We start from the raw sequence: 21,010 nt of genomic DNA on the forward strand, positions 1-21,010 counted from the left end.
TTGGTTGCAAGAATTAGTGAATTTCCTTTGTTTATAATCTGATCATTAAAGCGAAATTTATCTTTAATATTTAAAGAGGATACATAACGGATATAGTTTAATATGAAAGTTAGTAAAGTATAATTAAATAGTATAGCTATAGTTTTTATGGGTACAAGAGCGAAAATCAATAGGCTAAAAAGGTAAATTGATACAAAACCAACGTAATACCAATACAGTTTTGTGGGTTTTAGAATACTGTAGGATAAGAAAAAAGTAACTGTAAAAGCTATTATTGGAATAATATCAGTGGGTACGTAAATTAAATTTCTACAAATTAAACAGAAATAGAGAAGATATATCGTTATGAAAATATTTTTAATATTTTTAAATATAACAACAGATTTTAAACTTGCAAAATAGAGTAGTAATAATCCTAAACCAATCCCTCCGTGTACTAACAGTAAGTTTGTGGGTCTCCCTGTAAAAATTTCTAAATTAATTTCTAATATAGGTAGTATTATTCCTAAAAACAAAAGATAGATTTGATACTCCTTATTTCTTAAATTTTCTTTGTAATTTTTCTCTATGGACTCACTGTATAATGTTTTTCTAATTTTTGAAAAGCTATAAATCAATAAAAAAAATAGTACAATTAGAATGGGAATTATGATCCAAAAATTTACAGTACTGTTAATCAGTATTTTAATTAATGAAAAATTATTCGTTGTTATAAAATTATAAAACCAACTAAAAAAAAACAGATTAAATTTTGTTAATAGTAATGAACTATAGCATAATACCATAGGGATATTTAGATTAGGTTAGAAAGAATAGATTTAGGATCTTATCTTAATTTTGAGGTAATATATAATTTTTTAATAAAAAACACAACCTAAAAAAGATCAGATTGTGTTTTTTATAAAAAGTATATTTTAAATTTTGAGCTATTTATTCGAGCTCATTTTCCGAATCTATTCCTATAATTGAAGTGTAAATTGCATAATACATAGAGTATATAAAAGGGAGTGTAAAAAATATTCCAATACAACATCCTATAAATCCTACCAGTGAAGCTATATAGCTTACAATTAATAATCCCAAAAGGACTAATGGCTGCTTTGAAACTATTATCATACTGGATTTTAGGGCATCGATAGCTTTTAAGTCGCCAAAAATAATTAGAGGAACATTCAGAAATGTAAAAAAACCTATTATTGCACTAAACAATGCACCAACTATTTCGATACCAAGAAGCTTAAAAATTTCGGACAAAGCTGTGGTGGAAATTGTAATTAGTAGTGAAGAAATAACTAACTCTTGAAAATACGGATTTTTATAATATTCGAAAACTGTAGAAACATGAAATTCCTCATCTTTTTCAGCACTATCAGCCATTTTAATTAATCCAGCAAAGAAAGGACTGATAAGACAAGTTACTAAAATTGCTGAAATGGAATATATTACCAAATACATTCCTGAGAAATTTTCGACTCTTAAATTTTCTAACATTTTTTGATTTAGTGCAGAAACTCCAAAAGTAAAAATTACTGTTCCACCAATGAACAATCCAACTATTACAAAGAACACAAAAATCATCAGACCGGCATATAAGGCAATTTTTTTATAATTCTCGAATGCATGATTAAAAACATTTCCAAAATCTATTTGGTAGCCGTTGGTTTGTATTTCTTCAATTTTTTCTTTTGTAGTTTTCATCATTTAATTTAAGGTTTGAGTTATTTAATTTAAGGTTTTTATATTTTATGATAGACTTCTTCAAAAGAAATTCGGAAACGTTCTCCATATATTCCTTGCTCGTCTCTTAGTCCGCATCCAATTATCATATTGATTTCAGCGGAAGATGGTAAATGAAGTATTTTTTTTATTCTGAGCGAATCAAAACCTTCCATTGGGCAAGTATCATAATTTATGGCTGCCATACTGATCATGAAATTTTGTGCGGCGAGTCCGGCACTTTTATGAGCTACAATGCGCATATCGCTTAGTCTTGCCTGCCTATAAATAGGTTTGAACAATCCGATGATATAAAAAGCAAGGAATTTTATCCCGCCTAATATCCCTAAAAAATCCGTATATATTGTAGGTATGATTTTCTTATAATAGTTCATAGCAAATTTTTCCCTCTTTGAATATTCAGCTTCCGGTTTATTACCAAACTGCGATTTCAAAAAAGAGATATTGGCCTGCATCCTTTTTCTCCACAAATCTTTTCTCGCAACAACAACCAGTAACTGCTGAGCAGTTTTAGCTCCGTTTTGGTCAAAACTGGCTCCGGCTATTTCTTTTATAATATCAGGAGATACGATATGATAAAATTCCCATAGTTGCATATTACTGCTTGTTGCCGCAAGTGTGGCTAAATGGATGCAATTTTTTACTTTTTGCTCATCAATAGGTTCCTTTTTAAAAACCCGAACGGATCGCCTATATTTTATGGCTTCACTTACTGATTTTTCATTGGTTATAGCCATTTTAATACTTTTTTAATTGATTTCAACTTGTCTTTATAAGGTGCATAACGCATGGGTAAATCTAACCAGTTTGCTTTTTTTACAATTGCTTTTTTATGAGAGAAAGTATCAAAACTTAAACGACCGTGATAAGCACCTATTCCACTGTGACCAACACCACCAAAAGGAAGTCTTTTATTAGAAAAATGCACCACGGTATCATTTATGCAACCGCCTCCAAAAGAATAGCGTTTAATTATTTTTTGTGCAAATTTCTTGTCTTCGGTAAATACATATAATGATAATGGCTTTTCGTATTTAGAAATTATAGTGTTAATTTCGGTTTCATTTTCATAGGAAAGAATAGGCAGTAAAGGACCAAAAATTTCGTCTTTCATAATCAAACTATCCACACTAGATTCGTCAATTAGTGTAGGGGAGATGTAACAATCTTCAATATCAGTCTGACCTCCAAAAACCACTTTGTTTTCATCAATCATATTCGCTAAACGAAGCCAATTTTTTTCATTTATAATTCGGGCGTAATCTGGAGATAATTTTGGATTTTCTCCATAGGCTTTGGTGATTTCTAATTTCACGAATTCGATGAAATGACTTTTCATATCTTTTTGAATTAAGATATAGTCTGGTGCAATACACGTCTGACCGGCATTAATAAATTTTCCCCAGACAATTCTTTTCGCAGCCAACTTTAAATTGGCGGTATTGTCAATTATACAGGGGTTTTTACCTCCAAGTTCAAGTGTTACAGGGGTAAGATTTTCGGCTGCGGCTTTTGCAACAATTTTTCCTACAGGAACACTACCCGTAAAAAAAATGTAATCCCAGCGTTGCGATAGCAGTTTTTGAGAAACTTCAAGACCACCTTCGATAACTTCCACATGATTAACCGGAAAGACTTTTTCGATTATTTTTGTGATTATTTCAGATGTTTTTGGAGTAAGTTCAGAGGGTTTTAGAACCACCTGATTTCCTGCAGCAACAGCTGAAATTAAAGGACAAAGTGCCAATTGAAAAGGATAATTCCAGGGAGCGATAATCAATACTTTACCGTAAGGTTCTTTATAGATATAATCAGTAGAAGGAAAATTAAGTATTGATGGAAAAACCCTTTTTGGTTTTGCCCATTTGTGCAAATTTTTTATCGCATCTTTTAATTCGGAAATCACATAATTCGTTTCTGTGAGAACCGCTTCAAAAGCAGGTTTCCTGAAATCAGAATATAAAGCTTCAATAATTTCATTTTCATGAGTGATAATGACATTCAGTAACTTTATTAAAGTTTCTTTTCTATATGCTATGTTGGTTTTGTAATTCATTGGACACACAATTTATTTAGTGCTATGAAAGTTAATTTTTATAATTTACATAATGAATCATTCTTACAAAAAAAAATCATAAAGCATCCCATATTGAATCAGAAGGGGTAGGGGCGATTAGAATAATAGATTCTTTGGTAACGGGATGCGTAAATACTAATTTTCTGGCATGTAAGTGAATTCCACCATCAGGATTGCTTCTGTCAAAACCGTATTTTAAGTCTCCTTTTATCGGTGAACCAATGGCAAAAAGTTGCGCCCTGATTTGATGATGTCTTCCGGTGTGAAGATTGATTTCCAGTGCAAAATAGTTGTTTAATTCTTTGAATATTTTATAATCCAAACTTGCTAATTTACTTTCAGGGACTTCTTTAATATGCGCTTTTGAAGTGTTATTTTTTTCGTTTCTTTTTATGAAATGAACTAATTTGTCTTCACTTTTTTCGGGTTTGTTTTTCACAATTGCCCAATATGTTTTTTGCGTTTCTCGGTTGCTGAATAACTCATTCATTCGAGTTAATGCTTTGCTTGTTTTGGCAAAAACAACAATTCCTGTTGTAGGTCGGTCTAAACGATGTACAACACCCAGAAAAACTTCTCCCGGTTTGTTGTACTTGTCTTTTATATATTCTTTTACCACATCGCTCAAAGGTTTATCACCTGTTTTGTCACCTTGAACAATATCGCCCACACGTTTATTAATCACAATTAGGTGGTTGTCTTCGTGAAGGATTTGGAGGTTATTTTTATTGGATATTATTTTCATTATCAGTTGCCCCTTTGGGGGTTAGAGGGCTTAATACTGTTCATTCACATTTGGAAAATCACTTGATTTCACATCAGCAACATATTGACCAATAGCAGCAGTCATTCCTTCATATAAATTCATGTATCTTCTCAAAAAACGAGGGCTAAATTCATTATTCATTCCTAACATGTCATGGATTACAAGAACCTGACCGTCTACACCGCCACCGGCACCAATTCCTATAACGGGAATCGAAATACTTTGAGCTACTTGTTCTGCTAAATGTGCCGGAATTTTTTCCAAAACCAACGCAAAACAACCAAGTCTTTCAAGCAAAATGGCATCTTCAATTAATTTATGCGCTTCTTCTTCTTCTTTGGCACGAACGGTATACGTTCCAAATTTATATATGGATTGAGGCGTTAAACCCAAATGGCCCATTACAGGAATTCCTGCGTTTAGAATTTTTTTTATTGATTCTTTAATTTCTTTTCCACCTTCGAGTTTCACGGCATGTCCACCACTTTCTTTCATAATTCTGATGGCCGAACGTAACGCTTCTTTAGGATCTGATTGGTAACTTCCAAAAGGTAAATCAACCACAACTAATGCTCTTTCTATTGCTCTAACTACAGAGGAAGCATGATAAATCATCTGGTCTAAAGTAATTGGCAAAGTAGTTTCATGACCAGCCATTACATTCGAAGCAGAATCACCAACTAGAATCACATCGATTCCAGCAGTATCAACAATTTTAGCCATGGTATAATCATAGGCGGTCAGCATGGAAATTTTTTCACCATTGGCTTTCATTTCAATTAATGACTTGGTAGTAATTCTCTTGTAATCTTTTTTTGCGACAGACATAGTTGTGTTTTTATGAGTGGTAAAAGTAGTAAAACTAATTCTTATGAAACAAAAAAAATGGACACGACTTTCATCGAATCCATTTATAAAAAGAGTAACTTACTAAAGAATTAGTGTTTCAAATCTGTAAATTTAACATCAGTAGCAAAAGCCAGCTTTTAAACTAGTTATTTTTAACAATTCTGTCTACTATTTTAATCCAATCATCAATAGAACCAGAATTAGTGTCTATTGCCAGACTATTATTGTTGTAAGGCGCATACATCTTTATATTCGTAACTGAAAATAAGCCAGCCGTAGGCGTTTGTGCGGAGCTGGCTAAATGCATAATCCCGCTATCGGCGCCAATAAAAACTTCCGTATTGGCAATCAGCGATCCTATTTCACGAACATCTTTACTATAAAATGTAGGTGCTTTAAATCCTATTTGTGAAACATTTTCGACCGGTAAAACTTCAATTATATTGTAATCTGGATATTCTGATTTTAACCTTTCATAAAATGGTTTCCACCAAGACTCCGGATAGCATTTGGCACCTGTTGCAAAAGTAAAAATGGCGATCGTTTTTTTGTCATTTTTTACAATTTCCTGCAGTAATTTTTGTCCTTCAGCAATTTCAGAAGAACTTAACATTAGATTTAGCGAAGGAATTGGTTTGTCATTTTCCTTAATTCCAAGCTTGGTCAAATAATGCCTAAAATTGTAGACTGGCTGTTTAGCGATGTGTTTGTAATCTTCATATTTAAGCTGAAGTTCATCAATATCATCCCCGAAAAATTTGTATTTTGAATTGGAAAACTGTGTAGACAATCTTCCTGATGAAGAGCTTTCAACTACATTAATCACAATGTCATAACTGTGTTTTTTCAACGCCATCCATCCTTGAAGGTATTTGATTAACTCCTTAAATGGTTTTCGGGGCAGTTGAATTATTCGTTTGACGTTTTTATAATTTTTAAATACAAATGGCGCTAAACCGCCATTTACAAACAAATCAATTTCACATTCCGGGAAAGTTGCAATGACCTCCTGAATAAGTGGAGTGATTAACAATTGATTTCCTAATCTGGGATTTGGCCTGCAAATTAAAATTTTTTTAATACCTACTTTATTGAAATCTGTATTTGGATCAAAGTGGGAAGTTCCAATGTTTTTAGTCAAACGGCGCATTAATGTTCTTCTTAATGCATTGATGTCTCTTTTTATATTCATACTTTTTAAAATATTTTTGATCTTGGAACTTTAACAGAAATTAATTATTTACACAAATGAAGTATTCAATTTTATTTTAACATTCTTGCATTTGTAATATTGTTCAAAGAAACGATTTTTTTATACAATCTGTATTGTCAGATATTGAAATTTTGTGCAATTTTTAATGGTATTATTAGAAAATTTTCGATTGCAATTTGATCAAAAAAAGTACTTTTAAACAGTTTTATATTTGCAATCAACATTTTTTATTACCCTAAATAGCATATAAAGAAAGTTATTTTCAGGACTTGCAAAAACTATCTTTTTTGGCATGTCTTTTGTTTTAAAGGAAACTGTTGTTTCAATTTCGAACAATGAAAAAGAGTCAAGAAGTATGAAAAAAATGATCTTAATGGCACTGCTAACTGCAGGTAGTATCTATTCTCAAGAACATGTATTTAATGTTCAGCGTTATTGCGTAGATGAACTACCTTTTAAGAACGGAGAATGTGATATTTCAGGTAATGAATATTCGTTTGTGTTCTTGGATACCCAAAAAAACGACGTAGTATTCTTTTTTACTGATATGAAATTGGTCTATAAAATAGTTAATTCTGTGGTTTTTTCTCCGGATCCGGATTACACGCTTTATACTTTAGAAAATAAAAAAGGTCAAGTAGAGATGAAAGTAAATACAAAGAACACTAAAATGGAATTTCTGTATCCCAATAACCATATTTATTTAACAGTGGGAAAATCTACAAAATTATAATTACAAGGCGAGAATTATAGAAGCACTATTGCTAAACTGAGCTTAGAAAAAAGGATTCTATTTTTTTAAACTCAGTTTATCTCAAGAACTAAACATGTTAGTAGGGAAAATTAATCCCCTTAACAATCGGCTAAATTCACGGCAATGGCCAGACCTCCTTCGGAAGTTTCTTTATATTTATTATTCATATCCTTAGCGGTTTGCCACATGGTATCAATTACTTTGTCCAAGGGAACTTTGGCATTTTTTGGGTCAGTTGATAAGGCTAATTCGGCAGCATTAATGGCTTTTATGGCACCCATAGTATTACGTTCAATACATGGAATCTGAACTAATCCACCAACGGGATCGCAGGTTAAACCTAAATGATGCTCCATGGCGATTTCGGCAGCCATTAAAACCTGTTCGGGTGTTCCGCCCATCAATTCGCATAAAGCAGCAGCAGCCATAGAAGACGAGACACCTATCTCGGCTTGACAACCGCCCATAGCGGCTGAAATGGTGGATCCTTTTTTGAAAATACTTCCTATTTCTCCGGCAACCATTAAGAATTGTTTGATTTCTTTTTCGCTAGCTTCGTGGTTTTCAATCACCAAATAATACATTAAAACCGCAGGAATAACACCTGCACTTCCATTAGTGGGTGCGGTAACTACGCGTCCTAAAGCGGCATTGACTTCATTTACTGCAAGTGCAAAACAGCTTACCCATTGAAGGATTTGTCGGAATTTCACTTCGGTCTTTCTAATTTCTTCCAGCCAGGTTTCAGGGGTATTATAGTTGGCTAATCCAATTAGGTTTTGATGCATATCAAATGCTCGTCGGCGTACATTTAATCCCCCGGGAAGAATCCCTTCAGAATGACAGCCAATGTACATACATTCTAACATCGTATGCCAAATACGCATCAATTCGTGATCAATAACTTCCTCGGAACGCATTGATTTCTCGTTTTCGTATACGATTTCAGATATTTTTTTATTTTCGGTAACAGTATAATTCAGTAATTCTTCGGCTTTGTCAATTGGAAACGGAAAAGCACATTTTATGGCAATTTTCTTCTTGGCATTGATGCGTTCTTCTTTTACCACAAATCCGCCTCCGATGGAGTAATAGGTTGCCGAATATTCTTGGTCGTCAGTTGTGTGAGCTGTAAAAGTCAACCCATTGGCATGAAAGGGTAAGAAGTTTTTATTGAATACAATGTCTTGTAAAAAATAGAATGGAATCAGTATTTCGTTTGCTAAATTGATTTCATTTTTATCTTCAATTGATTTTATAATCCCGGCAATATTTTCAACAGGAATAGTTTCAGGATCTTGCCCGCTTAAACCCAGCATTAATGCTAAATCAGTGGCGTGGCCTTTACCCGTAAGGGAGAGAGAGCCGTATAAATCTACTTTTACTCTGTTGACAGTATCTATTAAGTTTTCAGTTCGTAATTCTTCCAGAAAACGTTCTGCAGCACGCCAAGGTCCAAGTGTATGTGAACTCGATGGTCCAACACCAATTTTTAGCATATCAAAAACAGAGATACATTCTTCCATATTTATAGTAGATTTTGTTTAATGCAAATATAATAATGATTGAGTCCTAAAGAGGATAAATAATGGATTTTTAATAATTTTTATGGTTGTTTAATAATAATAATTTTTATTTGGATACTTGGATAATTTTTTTAAGTTTTAAATAATTAAATTAACAATTAATTGTTGACTACTATGATTTATTCTTTAGAACTTTGATATACAGTTAGTTGAAATTAAAACAGGTGCCTTTTTTATTTTCCAGACCTATTTTCTGAAAGTTAAATTTCATTTTTTTGTGTGTTACCAATTTGGGATGATTTTTTCATCTCGATATCAAAGTTTACGAAGGGTTGAAATAAACCATCGGAAAGTATTTTAGCCCCTCAATAATTACGTTTTTTTGCTTAGACATGAATAATTTTAAAAATACTTAAAACTAATATCATGAAAAAAACTTTATTTATTTTAGGGGTAATTCTCTTTCAATTGAATTGTTTTTCCCAACCAGCCATTCAATGGCAGAAAACACTTGGTGGTTCTTTCGATGATTTTGGATTCAGTATACAAGAAACCGCAGATAAAGGATATATCATAGCTGGAATGACAAATTCTACAGACGGAGATGTTGCTGGAAATCAAGGTGATTATGATTATTGGATTGTAAAATTGAACGTAAAAGGAACGATTCAATGGCAAAAAACAATGGGAGGCTCTGCAGAAGATTATGCTTTCAGTATCCAACAAACTGCTGATGGAGGTTACATCATTGCTGGAATGACTAATTCTATAGATGGCGATGTTACCGGAAATCACGGAAGTTATGATTGTTGGATTGTAAAATTGAATCCAACTGGAACAATTCAATGGCAGAAAACATTGGGAGGTTCATTTGAGGATGTTGCACTCAGTATCCAACAAACAAGAGACGGAGGTTATGTAATAGCTGGTTATTCAGATTCTACAGATGGTGATGTTTCAGGAAATCATGGAGATTACGATTATTGGATTGTAAAATTGAATGAAATAGGCAAGATTCAATGGCAAAAAACATTGGGGGGCACCGCTGGGGATTATGCATTCAGCATTCAACAAACTACAGATGGAGGGTATATTTTAGCGGGTGAGACAGCTTCTTCAGATGAAGATGTTAGCCACAATAATGGAAGTTATGATTTCTGGGTCGTAAAAATGAATGCAACAGGTATAATACAATGGCAAAAGACATTTGGCGGATCTAATATTGATGAAGCGCAAAGCATCCAGCAAACCGCTGATGGGGGCTATATAGTATCTGGAAATACTAATTCTGCGGATGGAGATGTTAATGATTATCATGGAAGTTTTGATTACTGGATTGTGAAATTAAATGCAACAGGAGCTATACAATGGCAAAAAGCACTTGGAGGAATTAGAGACGATAAAGCAACTAGTATCCAGCAAACATTGGATGGAGGTTATATTGTAGCAGGATGGACTTATTCAACAGACGGAGATGTTATAAGAAATAATGGGAACTATGATTATGTGGGTAATGATTATTGGATTGTAAAATTAACTGAATCAGGAACGATACAATGGCAAAAAGCGCTTGGAGGTTTTAATGATGATGTAGCAACCAGTATCCGACAGACCAAAGACGGCGGCTATGTTGTTGCAGGATGGACTTATTCAACTGACACCAGTGTTGATGAAAATCAACGAAGTTATGATTATTGGATTGTCAAATTGGACTCAGGGTCATTATCCACTTCAAGTTTCCAACAAGAGCCGATCGTCATTTATCCTAATCCAGCTAAATCAACACTTAATATCCAGTTTCCCGATGATGTTGTAATTGATAAAATTATCATTATAGACCCTAATGGAAAAATAATTATTGAACAAACGAAAAATACTACACAAGTAAATACAGGGGGACTTGCTTCAGGAATGTATTTAATACAAGCAATTTCAGGGGAGAAGAAATGGCAGAGTGCCTTTATAATAGAGTAAAAAGATTATATGGTTGTTGGACTTATTAGTTATCAGTTGCAATTTGTTCCTTCGTTTCTACTTTCGATTAAATAATTATTGGTATCAGCTAACAATAAAAATCCCTATCAAAGAAATAATAATTTTAATTGATACTTTGACTTGATATTGTCTTTTTTACCGTTTTTTCGAAATTAAAAAGGATATCCGATAGCCAAATTAAATACTAAGTTTTCTTTTCGCCACGAACTGTTTCCAAAATTGACTTGATCTAAAACCCAACGTTGTCCGTCCGGTAAATAAGGTTTCCGAATAGGGAAGGCGAGGTCGGTTCTAAGAATAAGAAATGAGAAGTCAAAACGGAGTCCGGCACCAGTTCCAACGGCTAATTCGTTCATGAAATCTTTAGAAAATTGAGCACCTGGTTTTTCGGGATTATTGTTTAACAACCAAATGTTACCCGCGTCTAGGAATAAAGCACCTTTTACCAAACCATAAATTTTAGCCCGATATTCCGTATTGAACTCCAGTTTTAAATCCCCAGATTGATCCGCTAAAAAGCTACTCGCGGTATCTGAACCATCATAAGTTCCCGGACCTATAGAGCGAGCACGAAATGCTCTTAAACTATTTGTTCCACCAATGAAAAACTGTTTTATAAAGGGCAACTCATTCGAATTTCCGTAAGCAAATCCTGCACCAACAATAATTCGGCTTGCAAGCTGCGAATCTGGACCTAATTTCAAATAATGCCTAAAATCATTTTCTACTTTTATAAATTGGCTAAAAGGAACATCAAATAGTTTAATTGTATCTCCTTTTTTTATGTTTGCTCCTGTAGCCAGTCCAGTTATGTTTCCGGCCAAATCTAAAGATCCTTTGTAGTAAAATGTGTTTTTCCTTCTTTTCTCTAATGTATTAGTGTAAGTATATGAATATGTTGGTCCAAAAATTAATTGCTTTTCAATTACTTTACCCAATGATGGATTTGCTACAGTTTGCTCCCGATATAAAGGAGTTACATTTTGTGGACTTGCATAAGTAATTTCAGTAACATTTAATAAATGTTCTTTTTTCTCGCTTGCTTTCCATAGATAACCAAACGATCCTTTGAATGTCTGTAAAGAATACAATTTTATCCTGTTTTGAAATTCGTATCCTAATGTTGCTTTTGTTTTGGGCACAAAACCACTAGAAGATCGTAGCTTAAATGGGGAAACAAATCTCGGCCAAACTAAATTAGCTTCGGTTCCAACCCTGTACACATTAAATCCATTATTCTGTCCGGAAACTTGTACTTCAACACCTCCAAAAGCGGAAATAGTAAGTAATTCAGCACCTCTGAAAGTATTTCTATTGCTCCAGTTTATATTTAGTTCTGTTCCGGTATAGTTTGCAGAATTGGTTTTGGCCAAAACTTCCAAACGAAGTGATTTTTTTGGTAATGGAGTGAGATAATAATACGCATCCAGATAATTTCCTATGGTGTCAGAAGGTTTAAACTGATTTTTAACGAATTTGAAAGTACCCAAATTCACTAATCGGTTCAACGATAAATTATGATTGGTACGATTGTATAAATCCTCTTTTTTAAAATACAAAGCGCGGTCAAAAATTCGTGGTTTGAATAAATTCTCCGGATCTATAATGGTAAAATCGTTGTATTTTTTGATGGAATTGTAATCAGGTCGTACGCTATCTGAACCAATGGAATAGTTCGGATACACAATGATTTTATTGATCTTGAATGGTGTCTCTGCCAGTTTTGGTGTTTCGTCTTTTACTTTTACAATAAGATCCACCTGATGATCTGCAACGGTACTGTCTACTTGTACTTTAATATAATCGGGGTTAAAGTAAAAATAACCTTTTTCCTTTAGTCTGGCGTCAATACGGACTCTTTCTTCTTTGATAATAGCAAGGCTGTAACCATTGTCTTTTTTTAATAAAGTTCTGCGGCTTGTTGTACGGACTGCACTGGAGATTACGGAGGAATCCGTTGGGAATTTTACTTCACGAATTTTATATTGCCTGCCTGGTTTTACAATATACTCTGCAGTTGCTTTTTTGCCATGGCGGGTGGAATCTGCTGCAGTTTTAGTGTTGAAATAACCACTATTTTCAGAGAAGTTCTGTAAAACACTTTTGCTATATTCTAAATCTACTTGACTGAATAAAACGGGAGGTTCACCTACTTTAGTTTTCAACCAATAACGCCATCCTTTTTCTTTTGTGGGTGTTCCCGCTAAATTGTAGATGTATAATTTAGGACGTAACCCCAGAATTGAAGAATTTGGTTTGGGTCTAAAGGTAGTTTTTAATGCTGTTTTTAATGCTTTTTTCTCTTTATTGGATATTTCTTTTGCTTCTACTTTTACTGTTGCACCAGTGTAAAGCAGTTCTCCTTCGGGTAAAAATTTTGTATTGCTGCAGGAAGCAGCAAACAATACTAAAAAAAGGAAATATAATAAATGACTTTTATTCATTTGATTTTTTTTGATATGATTAAAAAAAAATTAAACATTAAGGAATTAAGTTTCATTAAAAAATCAGCTCATCAATTTTCTTAATTTCTTAATGTTTCAAAAATTTTTATTTATTTTTTCTAGCTGCTTTTCTCGCTTTACTTTTATTAAATAATTCCTTGAATTTATTGTAATCCAACGTGATGATAAAAGCAATTCCAGTCTCTACAACTTCACCTTGAAGCGCCACTTGATATTTATTGATACGGTACGCTCTGATTTTATACTTTCCGTCTTTTGAAAGTTGGTAATCCAAAGAAACATCACCGGCTATGTTGTTTGCATTTTGATTGACTTGTTGTGGTCCTTCAATTCCAAAACTACTTCCTACGGTAACTTTCAGTCGGTCGTTTAGCAGTTTTTTAGAAATACCAACATTCAAATCGGTTCTGTTTGCTCGTTGACCCGTTGTATAATCGTCAGATGTATTTAAATCAAAATTAAGTTCTACTCCATTGATTAAATCCCCTGCCAAATTATTCAGTTGTTGTGATAAAATTTTACTGACACTTTCTCTGGTCAGTGAAGAAACATTTGGTCTTCCAGCTTCACTTGCAAACGGATTTTCTCCAATAAAACGATTTAGAAGGAGTAAGGCAAAAACCTGTTTATTAAGTTCATCCGGTGCCTGGCGCAATTGAGCCAGTTTGGCTTGCGTAGTATTAATAATTTCTGTCGAAACACTATTATTTCCTTCAGGTAAAACGATGTCAAACGAAATGGTAGGTTTCATTAATTCACCAGTCATTTTTAATCTGGTTTCAAAAGGAATTCTTTGTTTGTAGGTGTTTCTCACTTCAGCCGTCACAGTTCCTAATTGATCATCCACTAAATCAATCGGAGCTGCATCTGTTTTATATATTGCTGTAATACTAATATCGGCAGTGGTTGGTTCTCCCGTCCAAAGAATATAACTTCCCGGTTTAATTTCGAATTTTCTTTTAATGGAATTAAAATTCATTTCATAACTTCCTTCGGATAATTCATATCTTCCAGTCAGCGTCGTTTTTCCGGAAGGATCAATTCCACCGTTCAATTGTGCTTCTCCTTTTAATTTCAGGAAATCCCCGTTGGCTTTGTCAATAACCAGAGATAATTCCGCCTCTTTATCTATTTCAATATTTACCGAAGCATTGAATCCTTTTATAGCTGATTCACTGGTAAATTCTGCCAAAGCAATATCCCCCATTAATTGCGGATTATCCTGATCAATGAATTCCACAATGCCTTCTCTATCAGCAATGGATGGTTCAGATTGCGGGATGACAACAGTAAATTTGGTGTCTTTGTTAATTTTGATATTTCCTTCCACAACAGGATTATCAAAATTGCCTGATATTTTTAAATGATTGTCTAAGTACAATTCGCCATAGTACATTGCATTGTCTTTGGCTTTAGAATTAATAGCTTTAAAATTATCCGCATCCAAAGCTAAATCAAAACCAAAATTCCTGAAATTGACACTGTTAATTTTTCCGTTTATAGTTAAAGGATTGTCTTTTTCATCTTTTATAATGAAATTATCGAAAAGAATAGCATCGCTGGTAAAAACGATTTTATCATTTGCAGATTTGAAGGTTGAATTGAGTTTTGTCGCTTTGAAACCAATTTCATTGAATTGTAATTCTCCAATAACTTTCGGTTGAGTTGTATTCCCCGTAATTTTGAAATTCCCAGTAAAAAATCCGGTACTTTCTTTTATATTATCCAAAGTAAAACCCTGAATACTTTTCAAATTCAGTTTTCCAATAGCCAGATTCATATCAAAACTGCTGTCCGTAGTTTTGTAATTTCCGTCTAAATTTACTTGGTTTCCTTGACCTGTAATTGCAATTACGGCATCATATCTATTGGTAAAGGCGTTATTAACTTTTATGCTCACGTTACCGACAGTATCTTTTTTGAAAGTGAAATCTTCAATATTTAAATCCGAAGTAAAAAGGAGTGATGTATTTATATTTTTAACCAATGCGTTTCCATTGATTTTACCGCTCATCTGCAAATCCTTTTTTTCAACCATACTGGTAATGGTTTTGATATCAAAATCCTTGAAATCAATTGCGATTGGCGCATTTGCATTATTGGATTGTGATTGAATTCTGACGCTGCGTCCCTCTTTACTCAATTCGAAATTATCAGCATAAATTCCTTTTTTGCCAAAACGGATTAAATTATCTTGGGATATTTTCCAGGATTCATAGTTGAGCAACAGATTATTTGGATCAAGACTTACTTCGTTATTTCCGTTTGTTGCTTGGAGAGTTCCGGCAATCAAGTATCTTTCTTCTTCTTTTACATCTTTTAGTTGCAACGTATAATTCAGAATATTGTTTTGCACTTTTCCCGAAATATTAGTGTAAGGCAACTGAATTTGTTTGTTTTGAATGTCGTCAATAATTAAACTGTAGACAAGCGCTTTATCTTGAGTGTCAACTTTAATAACGGCATTTGTTATCGTATTTTCTCCGTAAGTTAATTTAGGAATTGTACCGTTCAGAACAATAGAATCGTTAACAGAGTTGTATCTTCCATTGATATTGATAGGCTCCAGACTTTTCAAATCAGGAATAAGTTTCAATAAAATCGGACTGTCTTTTACGCCAATTTTAAAAGCAAAATGTTGTTTTTCGACAACTATTTTTCTTGAATTTGGCTTGCTGTCATAATACTTTGCAATAGAATTAGATACAGCCGCTGCTATTTTTGATAACTTATATTTTCCGTTCACTTCCCCATCCATAAACGGAGATTTCAACAGTAATGTATTCTTTTCAAAAGTGGATGTTGCAACTACGCTGATAGAATCAATTTCAAATTGTTCTTTTGCATTTGCGATTGAAATATTATATGCATTTATGGTACCATTAAGAAAAGCCAGATTAGCAGATTGAATATCAGCATCTAAAACACCTCTTATTTTCAAAGGTCCGGCATGCAGATTTAATTTATCCAAATCAGCAATATCGATATTCAGTTTTAATTTTCCAGTTGGATATTTGTCTCTAAAACTTCCGCTGCTGACTAAATCAAAAGTCAGATTAGGATCTTTTGCGAAAGCAGTTGCATTGAAATTTCCGCTGCGAATATTCCCTTTTATGCTCAGATTTTGATACGTATATTTATTGTAATACGCTTTTAAAATAGTTCCGTTGAGTGAAGCCGTAGCCGTTTTTAGATTGGAACCACTTCCTTTTATGTTTGCTTTTAAAGTAACTTTTCCAATAGAATCATTTTTGATAAATTTCCCTAAATCAAAATTAGTAAGTTCCATTTTGGCATCATATCGATCCTGATTTTTTATTCGGCGGTCGTATATACCATTGATTTTTGCATTTCCAAAACTACTCTCCAAATTCATATTGGTAGTAAAATTAGCTATAGTTCCCTTGAAAGTTCCCACCGCACTAAATTTCGAAGGCATCTGAACAGAATTAGGAATCGTTCCCGGAGGTAAAATTCCATTGATATCTTTAGAACCGGATTGTAAATCTTTAATATCCAAATCAAAGTACGCTTTATTGACATCCGGCAAACCTATAATTCTTCCGCTTGCAACCACTTTCGTAGTTCCAATACCGCTGATTTCAACACCTGGAAACGCAAAATTCTTCAATTTTCCCGACACTTTACCATTGACAAGCAGAATCGAATTCTGATAACTCATGAAAGGATTCGTTTTTATTAAAATGGGAGCAAAAAGCAAAATATCTTTAATCCCCAATTTACTTTTCTTCAAATTAGCTGTAATCCCTAATTCCCCTGGATTTTTGACTAATGATTGAATTGAAGGATAACCTACTAGAATTTCATCTCTCAATTCGGTTTGGGGAGTTTTTAAATATAATTTTTTGAAGAAAGCATTCTTTTTACCATAGAAAAATTCAGCATGAAACGATTGAACGTTTAGGCCGCTTTTGTCTTTAAATGTTAACGAATTTGCATCTCCCGAAATATTTTCAGGATTGTAATAAAAGGAATCAACTTGTAAGTTTAATTTAGTAAAATCTAAATGGTTGTAATCAATACCGGCCTTTATTCGGTCAATATTATTATTGTCATATCGAAAGTTCACTCTTTTAAACTCGGTTTTAGTTACTTTTACTTCCCAGTTGCTTGGTTCCCGGTGAGCTAGTTTTTTTGCTTTTGTTGGATCAAGTTTACCAAAAGCCAATTCACCTTCAGCACCTGTCAAATCAATACTGTCAAATAATAATAATTGATTATTAAGATCAATTTTATTAATTTTAGCTAATAACTTTTTTAAATAAAAATTAGTTGATAATTTGGTTTCGTCACTCTGGTAATCAAAATCAATTTTGGCAAAATCAATTTCTCCCAGTTTTAATTTTAAGATGGATTCCGGCGCATTTTTTATAGCTGCAACTTTGGTCTTATTGGATATTTGAACCAAACCTTGTTTTAATTTAAACCGTAAGCCATTAATTTTAGCTTTTGGAATTTCAAAGATCATCTGATCTAAATCAAACGTTTTTACTGTTGTTTCAAAATGATTTAGATTAGCATTTAAATCGTTTTTTGTAACGGCATCATTATAATTAAATTTTATTCGGTCCAGCTTAATTTCGGCTACTGAAAATTGCATCGGAGGAGAATCGCTCTTTTGTTTCTCTGGAGAAGCAAAAGCCTTGAAGATATATTCGAAATTAAAAACTGCTTTTGAATCTCTATTTAAATTAGCCGTAATTCCTTCCAATTCTAGGGAGTTGATTTCGATTTTGTTGTTCATCAACTGCAACAGACTAATATCTGCTGCTAATTTTTCTCCTACCAGAAGGGTGTCTTTTTTTTGATCCTGAAAATAAACGCCTTTGAGTATTATCTTTTCTGGAAATCCAATTTTTAGGGTGTCAATCGAAACTTTGGTTTTGATTTTTCCTTCCAGATAGGTTACCGCTTTTTCTTTGGCATAATTTTGAACGGAAGGAATTTGAATTATAGCTATTATCAATAGAAACAATATTATGATTGCTCCTAATGTCCAAAGGAAAATTTTCAAAATTTTCTTTAAATAGTTTTTCAAATGAAGTGTTTTTTAAAGTTTTAAAATTAACGAATTTTAACCAGATAGCCAATTTTAATCAAAAATCGAATAATCTACAAATATCCATCTATCAAATAGAAAAACCTTATGAATTTAATGTTAAATATTGTAAAATTTTTGGATTTAAATTATGCAAAATACGATTTTATTTTATTTAAGTATTTGTTTAATAACGTTTTAGATTTAAAAAAAAATATAAATATTTATTTAGGTTTTGTATTTTGGAATCTCATTAAAAAATTCAGCTTGTTTTTCGTCCAATAAAATTTCCTTTAGAGCCATAAGCATTGCTTTATTTGAGGTAAATAATTCTCTGTTAAAGTTAATGACAGTGGTTATATCTATTTTTTCAATAGGCGCATTTACAGCTTCGGTATAAAAAGTATTGAGAGCGGTAGTATAATTATTTTGTATGGAATCAAATAGATGCTGTAATTCTTCAAAGCTCGCTTTTCTATCATCAGAGAGCAAAACATTCAAACGAAGGTATAGATTTTCGGTTTCTTTTTTATGATGAATGAAAAAATTGTACTTGATCTCTTTTGACGAATGTCTGAGATTCGTAATATTAGTTCCAATGTCTTTCACGCTTTTTACAGAGTGCATAGAACTGCGTACGGCAGAAATCAGTTGGTTGAGTTCAGCCTGCTTTTCTCCTTCTAATTTTGTTCTCAGCGCTAAATAAAAAGCCTGTAACTCGCCCTGTAGTTGTTTTAGAAATTCATATTTTTCTTCTTCGGTTTTCGAAAAGAAATTCCGTTGTTGGTTAATATCTTTATAATCGGTGTTTTCTTCAAGCGAAGTTGTGTTAATCGTAAATAATTCCAAATTAAACAGCATTGAGTTATGAATGAAATATTTCGTTTCTCTTCGGAATAAATCCAACGCTGTTTCTGGTTCTTTGATGGAGGCATGTCCTATAAAAGCTGCCGTAGAACCATCTGAATCTTTAAAAAACCGTTCTAAGAATTTTGCGTAAAAGTTGAGTGTAGGAAGAAAAATTAGAATGGCGAGTAAATTAATAAGACTCGAAAAAGTAACCAAACCTATAAGCGAATCTTTAATGTTGAAAATATCGGTAATCAATAATAGAATAGGTTTTAGAAGTATGAACGCAATTATCGTTAGAATTATGTTGAAAAGAATATTGCCCAGCGCCACCCTTTTTTTTGAAGCATTGCCTCCTATTGCGCCCAATACTATTTTGATAGTCGTCCCCGTTTCAGAACCCAATACAATTGCTGCAGCTGTTGGGAAATCCACAACACCGGCATGAAGAGCGCTAAGTGTGAGTGCCATAGTAACCGAGCTGGATTGAACAACCATCGTGATGCTAAATCCCAGAAATAGAAAAATAATTTTTGGCATGGCCGCATATTCCGATATGTCAAAATGTTCTACTTGTGCTTCCATAGCCGTTTTCATAAAGGAAAGGCCAATGAATAATAGCCCAAATCCTAAAAGAAAATAAGAAAGGTATTTTATTTTTTTACGATTTCCGAAAAGAATCAGAAGAAAACCGCCAATGCAAACAACGGGATAGGCAATGATTTCGATATTTGTTTTAAAACCAAGCGTGGCCACCAGCCAACTTGCTAGTGTAGTCCCGAGATTTGCTCCCAGAATAATTGCCATGGCATTTTTCATGGTAAATACCCCCGCACCGACAAATGCCAAGACCATGAATGAAACCATTGAACTGCTCTGTAGGATAGCCGTAACAATTGTTCCGCCGGCTACAGCTCCAATATTATTTTTGGTAACCCGTTGTAAAAAAAGTTTAAAAGTCCTGCCTGAAAGATTTTTCAGTGCTTCCTCAATCAAATACATTGCAAATAGGAATAAACCTATTCCGGCAGCAAGTTTAAATATTGAGTTTAGGTTTTCCATAGCATTAAATAGAATTAAAGATAACTAATTTAATTATATAATCGTAGAGGAACAATTTTAGATAATTGAATGTGGTAAATTAAAAAATCAGAATAAATTTTCACTCTTTACCGGTTTTCAGATTTTAAAAAAGGGAGAAAGGAAATGAATTTTTTCCGGTTTAAAAGTGGTTCTTTTTTTAAACAATTAAATTTTATAATAAATATATAAATGATTGTAATACATGTTTTTAAGTGAATATTTTTTTATTGTTTCAAAATTTTTTAATCAGAAAATAATTTATAAATTTTTTATTTTTAAGCAGAAAAGTGCTACCTTTATGTTTGATTTTTACTAAAATATTCGTTTAACAATTTAAATTTATTAATTATGTCAACAGAAAATTTTTTAGTTTGGTTACTTTTAGGAGTAGTCGCAGGATGGTTAGCGGGTCAAATTATGAAAGGTAATGGCTTTGGCATTATCGGGAACATAATTGTTGGAATTTTAGGAAGTTTTTTAGGAGGCTGGTTAGGAACCAGACTCGGTATAGGAGGGACTCAAACTGGCGGTTTTAATTTGGCAAGCATAGTAACGGCAGTTTTAGGTGCTATTGTTCTTTTGTTTATTGTTGGGCTGTTTAATCGAAGCAGATCTAATTTGTAGCAAAAAGTTATTT

Annotated in this window: 13 protein-coding genes; 3 read left to right on the forward strand and 10 right to left on the reverse strand. The window is 33.1% G+C overall.

What is annotated here, in order from left to right:
• Positions 1–930: 930 nt before the first annotated feature.
• The 6 genes from ACFX5E_RS03330 to ACFX5E_RS03355 all read right to left on the reverse strand — a co-directional run bounded on the left by ACFX5E_RS03330 (position 931) and on the right by ACFX5E_RS03355 (position 6,621).
• Positions 931–1,701: a hypothetical protein gene (locus tag ACFX5E_RS03330; RefSeq protein ID WP_379853749.1), complete on the reverse strand. Its 771-nt coding sequence runs from the start codon at positions 1,699–1,701 to the stop codon at positions 931–933.
• 35 nt (positions 1,702–1,736) lie between these two features.
• Positions 1,737–2,474 carry a nitroreductase family protein gene (locus ACFX5E_RS03335; protein ID WP_379853750.1) on the reverse strand — a complete coding sequence of 246 codons (738 nt, stop codon included), beginning with the start codon at positions 2,472–2,474 and terminating at the stop codon, positions 1,737–1,739.
• The gene (locus tag ACFX5E_RS03340; RefSeq protein WP_379853751.1) at positions 2,465–3,793 is read right to left on the reverse strand and encodes an aldehyde dehydrogenase; all 1,329 of its coding nucleotides are present in this window, start codon (positions 3,791–3,793) and stop codon (positions 2,465–2,467) included. The genes ACFX5E_RS03335 and ACFX5E_RS03340 overlap by 10 nt, the downstream gene beginning before the upstream one ends.
• A gap of 76 nt (positions 3,794–3,869) precedes the next feature.
• Positions 3,870–4,559 (reverse strand): RluA family pseudouridine synthase, encoded by a 690-nt coding sequence (locus ACFX5E_RS03345; protein ID WP_379853752.1) that lies wholly within the window; start codon positions 4,557–4,559, stop codon positions 3,870–3,872.
• 30 nt (positions 4,560–4,589) lie between these two features.
• Positions 4,590–5,408, reverse strand: coding sequence for a 3-methyl-2-oxobutanoate hydroxymethyltransferase (gene panB / locus ACFX5E_RS03350; protein WP_379853753.1), 819 nt, complete (start codon positions 5,406–5,408; stop codon positions 4,590–4,592).
• Between the two features lie 163 nt (positions 5,409–5,571).
• Complete coding sequence (locus tag ACFX5E_RS03355) at positions 5,572–6,621, reverse strand: glycosyltransferase family 9 protein (protein WP_379853754.1); 1,050 nt, start codon at positions 6,619–6,621, stop codon at positions 5,572–5,574.
• Between the two features lie 376 nt (positions 6,622–6,997).
• On the opposite strand from ACFX5E_RS03355, the gene ACFX5E_RS03360 reads away from it, so the two are divergent.
• Positions 6,998–7,375 (forward strand): hypothetical protein, encoded by a 378-nt coding sequence (locus ACFX5E_RS03360; RefSeq protein ID WP_379853755.1) that lies wholly within the window; start codon positions 6,998–7,000, stop codon positions 7,373–7,375.
• A 119-nt stretch (positions 7,376–7,494) separates the two neighbouring features.
• Here the strand turns inward: ACFX5E_RS03360 and ACFX5E_RS03365 are convergent, their stop codons facing one another.
• Entirely contained in the window at positions 7,495–8,922 is a 1,428-nt protein-coding gene (locus ACFX5E_RS03365; protein ID WP_379853756.1) for an L-serine ammonia-lyase, read from the reverse strand.
• A gap of 426 nt (positions 8,923–9,348) precedes the next feature.
• Between ACFX5E_RS03365 and ACFX5E_RS03370 the strand changes: the two genes are divergently transcribed.
• Positions 9,349–10,896 (forward strand): T9SS type A sorting domain-containing protein, encoded by a 1,548-nt coding sequence (locus ACFX5E_RS03370; protein WP_379853757.1) that lies wholly within the window; start codon positions 9,349–9,351, stop codon positions 10,894–10,896.
• Positions 10,897–11,069: 173 nt separating this feature from the next.
• Here the strand turns inward: ACFX5E_RS03370 and tamL are convergent, their stop codons facing one another.
• From tamL to ACFX5E_RS03385, 3 genes are all read right to left on the reverse strand, one after another.
• The gene (gene tamL, locus ACFX5E_RS03375; RefSeq protein ID WP_379853758.1) at positions 11,070–13,361 is read right to left on the reverse strand and encodes a translocation and assembly module lipoprotein TamL; all 2,292 of its coding nucleotides are present in this window, start codon (positions 13,359–13,361) and stop codon (positions 11,070–11,072) included.
• Between the two features lie 106 nt (positions 13,362–13,467).
• On the reverse strand, positions 13,468–18,441 hold the full coding sequence (locus tag ACFX5E_RS03380; protein WP_379853759.1) for a translocation/assembly module TamB domain-containing protein: 4,974 nt from the start codon (positions 18,439–18,441) through the stop codon (positions 13,468–13,470).
• A 228-nt stretch (positions 18,442–18,669) separates the two neighbouring features.
• Complete coding sequence (locus ACFX5E_RS03385; RefSeq protein ID WP_379853760.1) at positions 18,670–20,352, reverse strand: Na/Pi cotransporter family protein; 1,683 nt, start codon at positions 20,350–20,352, stop codon at positions 18,670–18,672.
• A gap of 369 nt (positions 20,353–20,721) precedes the next feature.
• Here ACFX5E_RS03385 and ACFX5E_RS03390 point away from each other — a divergent pair, with 369 nt between their 5' ends.
• Positions 20,722–20,997: a GlsB/YeaQ/YmgE family stress response membrane protein gene (locus tag ACFX5E_RS03390; protein WP_379853761.1), complete on the forward strand. Its 276-nt coding sequence runs from the start codon at positions 20,722–20,724 to the stop codon at positions 20,995–20,997.
• Positions 20,998–21,010 lie beyond the last annotated feature (13 nt).

It is taken from the genome of Flavobacterium xylosi, assembly GCF_042787345.1.
In the GTDB taxonomy this organism is placed as follows: Bacteria; Bacteroidota; Bacteroidia; order Flavobacteriales; family Flavobacteriaceae; genus Flavobacterium; species Flavobacterium xylosi.

Coding starts and splice junctions, on each gene's coding strand:
- ACFX5E_RS03340 (WP_379853751.1), bottom strand. CDS start 3,793: ATGAATTACAAAACCAACATAGCATATAGAAAAGAAACTTTAATAAAG.
- ACFX5E_RS03335 (WP_379853750.1), bottom strand. CDS start 2,474: ATGGCTATAACCAATGAAAAATCAGTAAGTGAAGCCATAAAATATAGG.
- ACFX5E_RS03360 (WP_379853755.1), top strand. CDS start 6,998: ATGAAAAAAATGATCTTAATGGCACTGCTAACTGCAGGTAGTATCTAT.
- ACFX5E_RS03390 (WP_379853761.1), top strand. CDS start 20,722: ATGTCAACAGAAAATTTTTTAGTTTGGTTACTTTTAGGAGTAGTCGCA.
- ACFX5E_RS03345 (WP_379853752.1), bottom strand. CDS start 4,559: ATGAAAATAATATCCAATAAAAATAACCTCCAAATCCTTCACGAAGAC.
- panB (WP_379853753.1), bottom strand. CDS start 5,408: ATGTCTGTCGCAAAAAAAGATTACAAGAGAATTACTACCAAGTCATTA.
- ACFX5E_RS03330 (WP_379853749.1), bottom strand. CDS start 1,701: ATGATGAAAACTACAAAAGAAAAAATTGAAGAAATACAAACCAACGGC.
- ACFX5E_RS03370 (WP_379853757.1), top strand. CDS start 9,349: ATGAAAAAAACTTTATTTATTTTAGGGGTAATTCTCTTTCAATTGAAT.
- tamL (WP_379853758.1), bottom strand. CDS start 13,361: ATGAATAAAAGTCATTTATTATATTTCCTTTTTTTAGTATTGTTTGCT.
- ACFX5E_RS03385 (WP_379853760.1), bottom strand. CDS start 20,352: ATGGAAAACCTAAACTCAATATTTAAACTTGCTGCCGGAATAGGTTTA.
- ACFX5E_RS03365 (WP_379853756.1), bottom strand. CDS start 8,922: ATGGAAGAATGTATCTCTGTTTTTGATATGCTAAAAATTGGTGTTGGA.
- ACFX5E_RS03355 (WP_379853754.1), bottom strand. CDS start 6,621: ATGAATATAAAAAGAGACATCAATGCATTAAGAAGAACATTAATGCGC.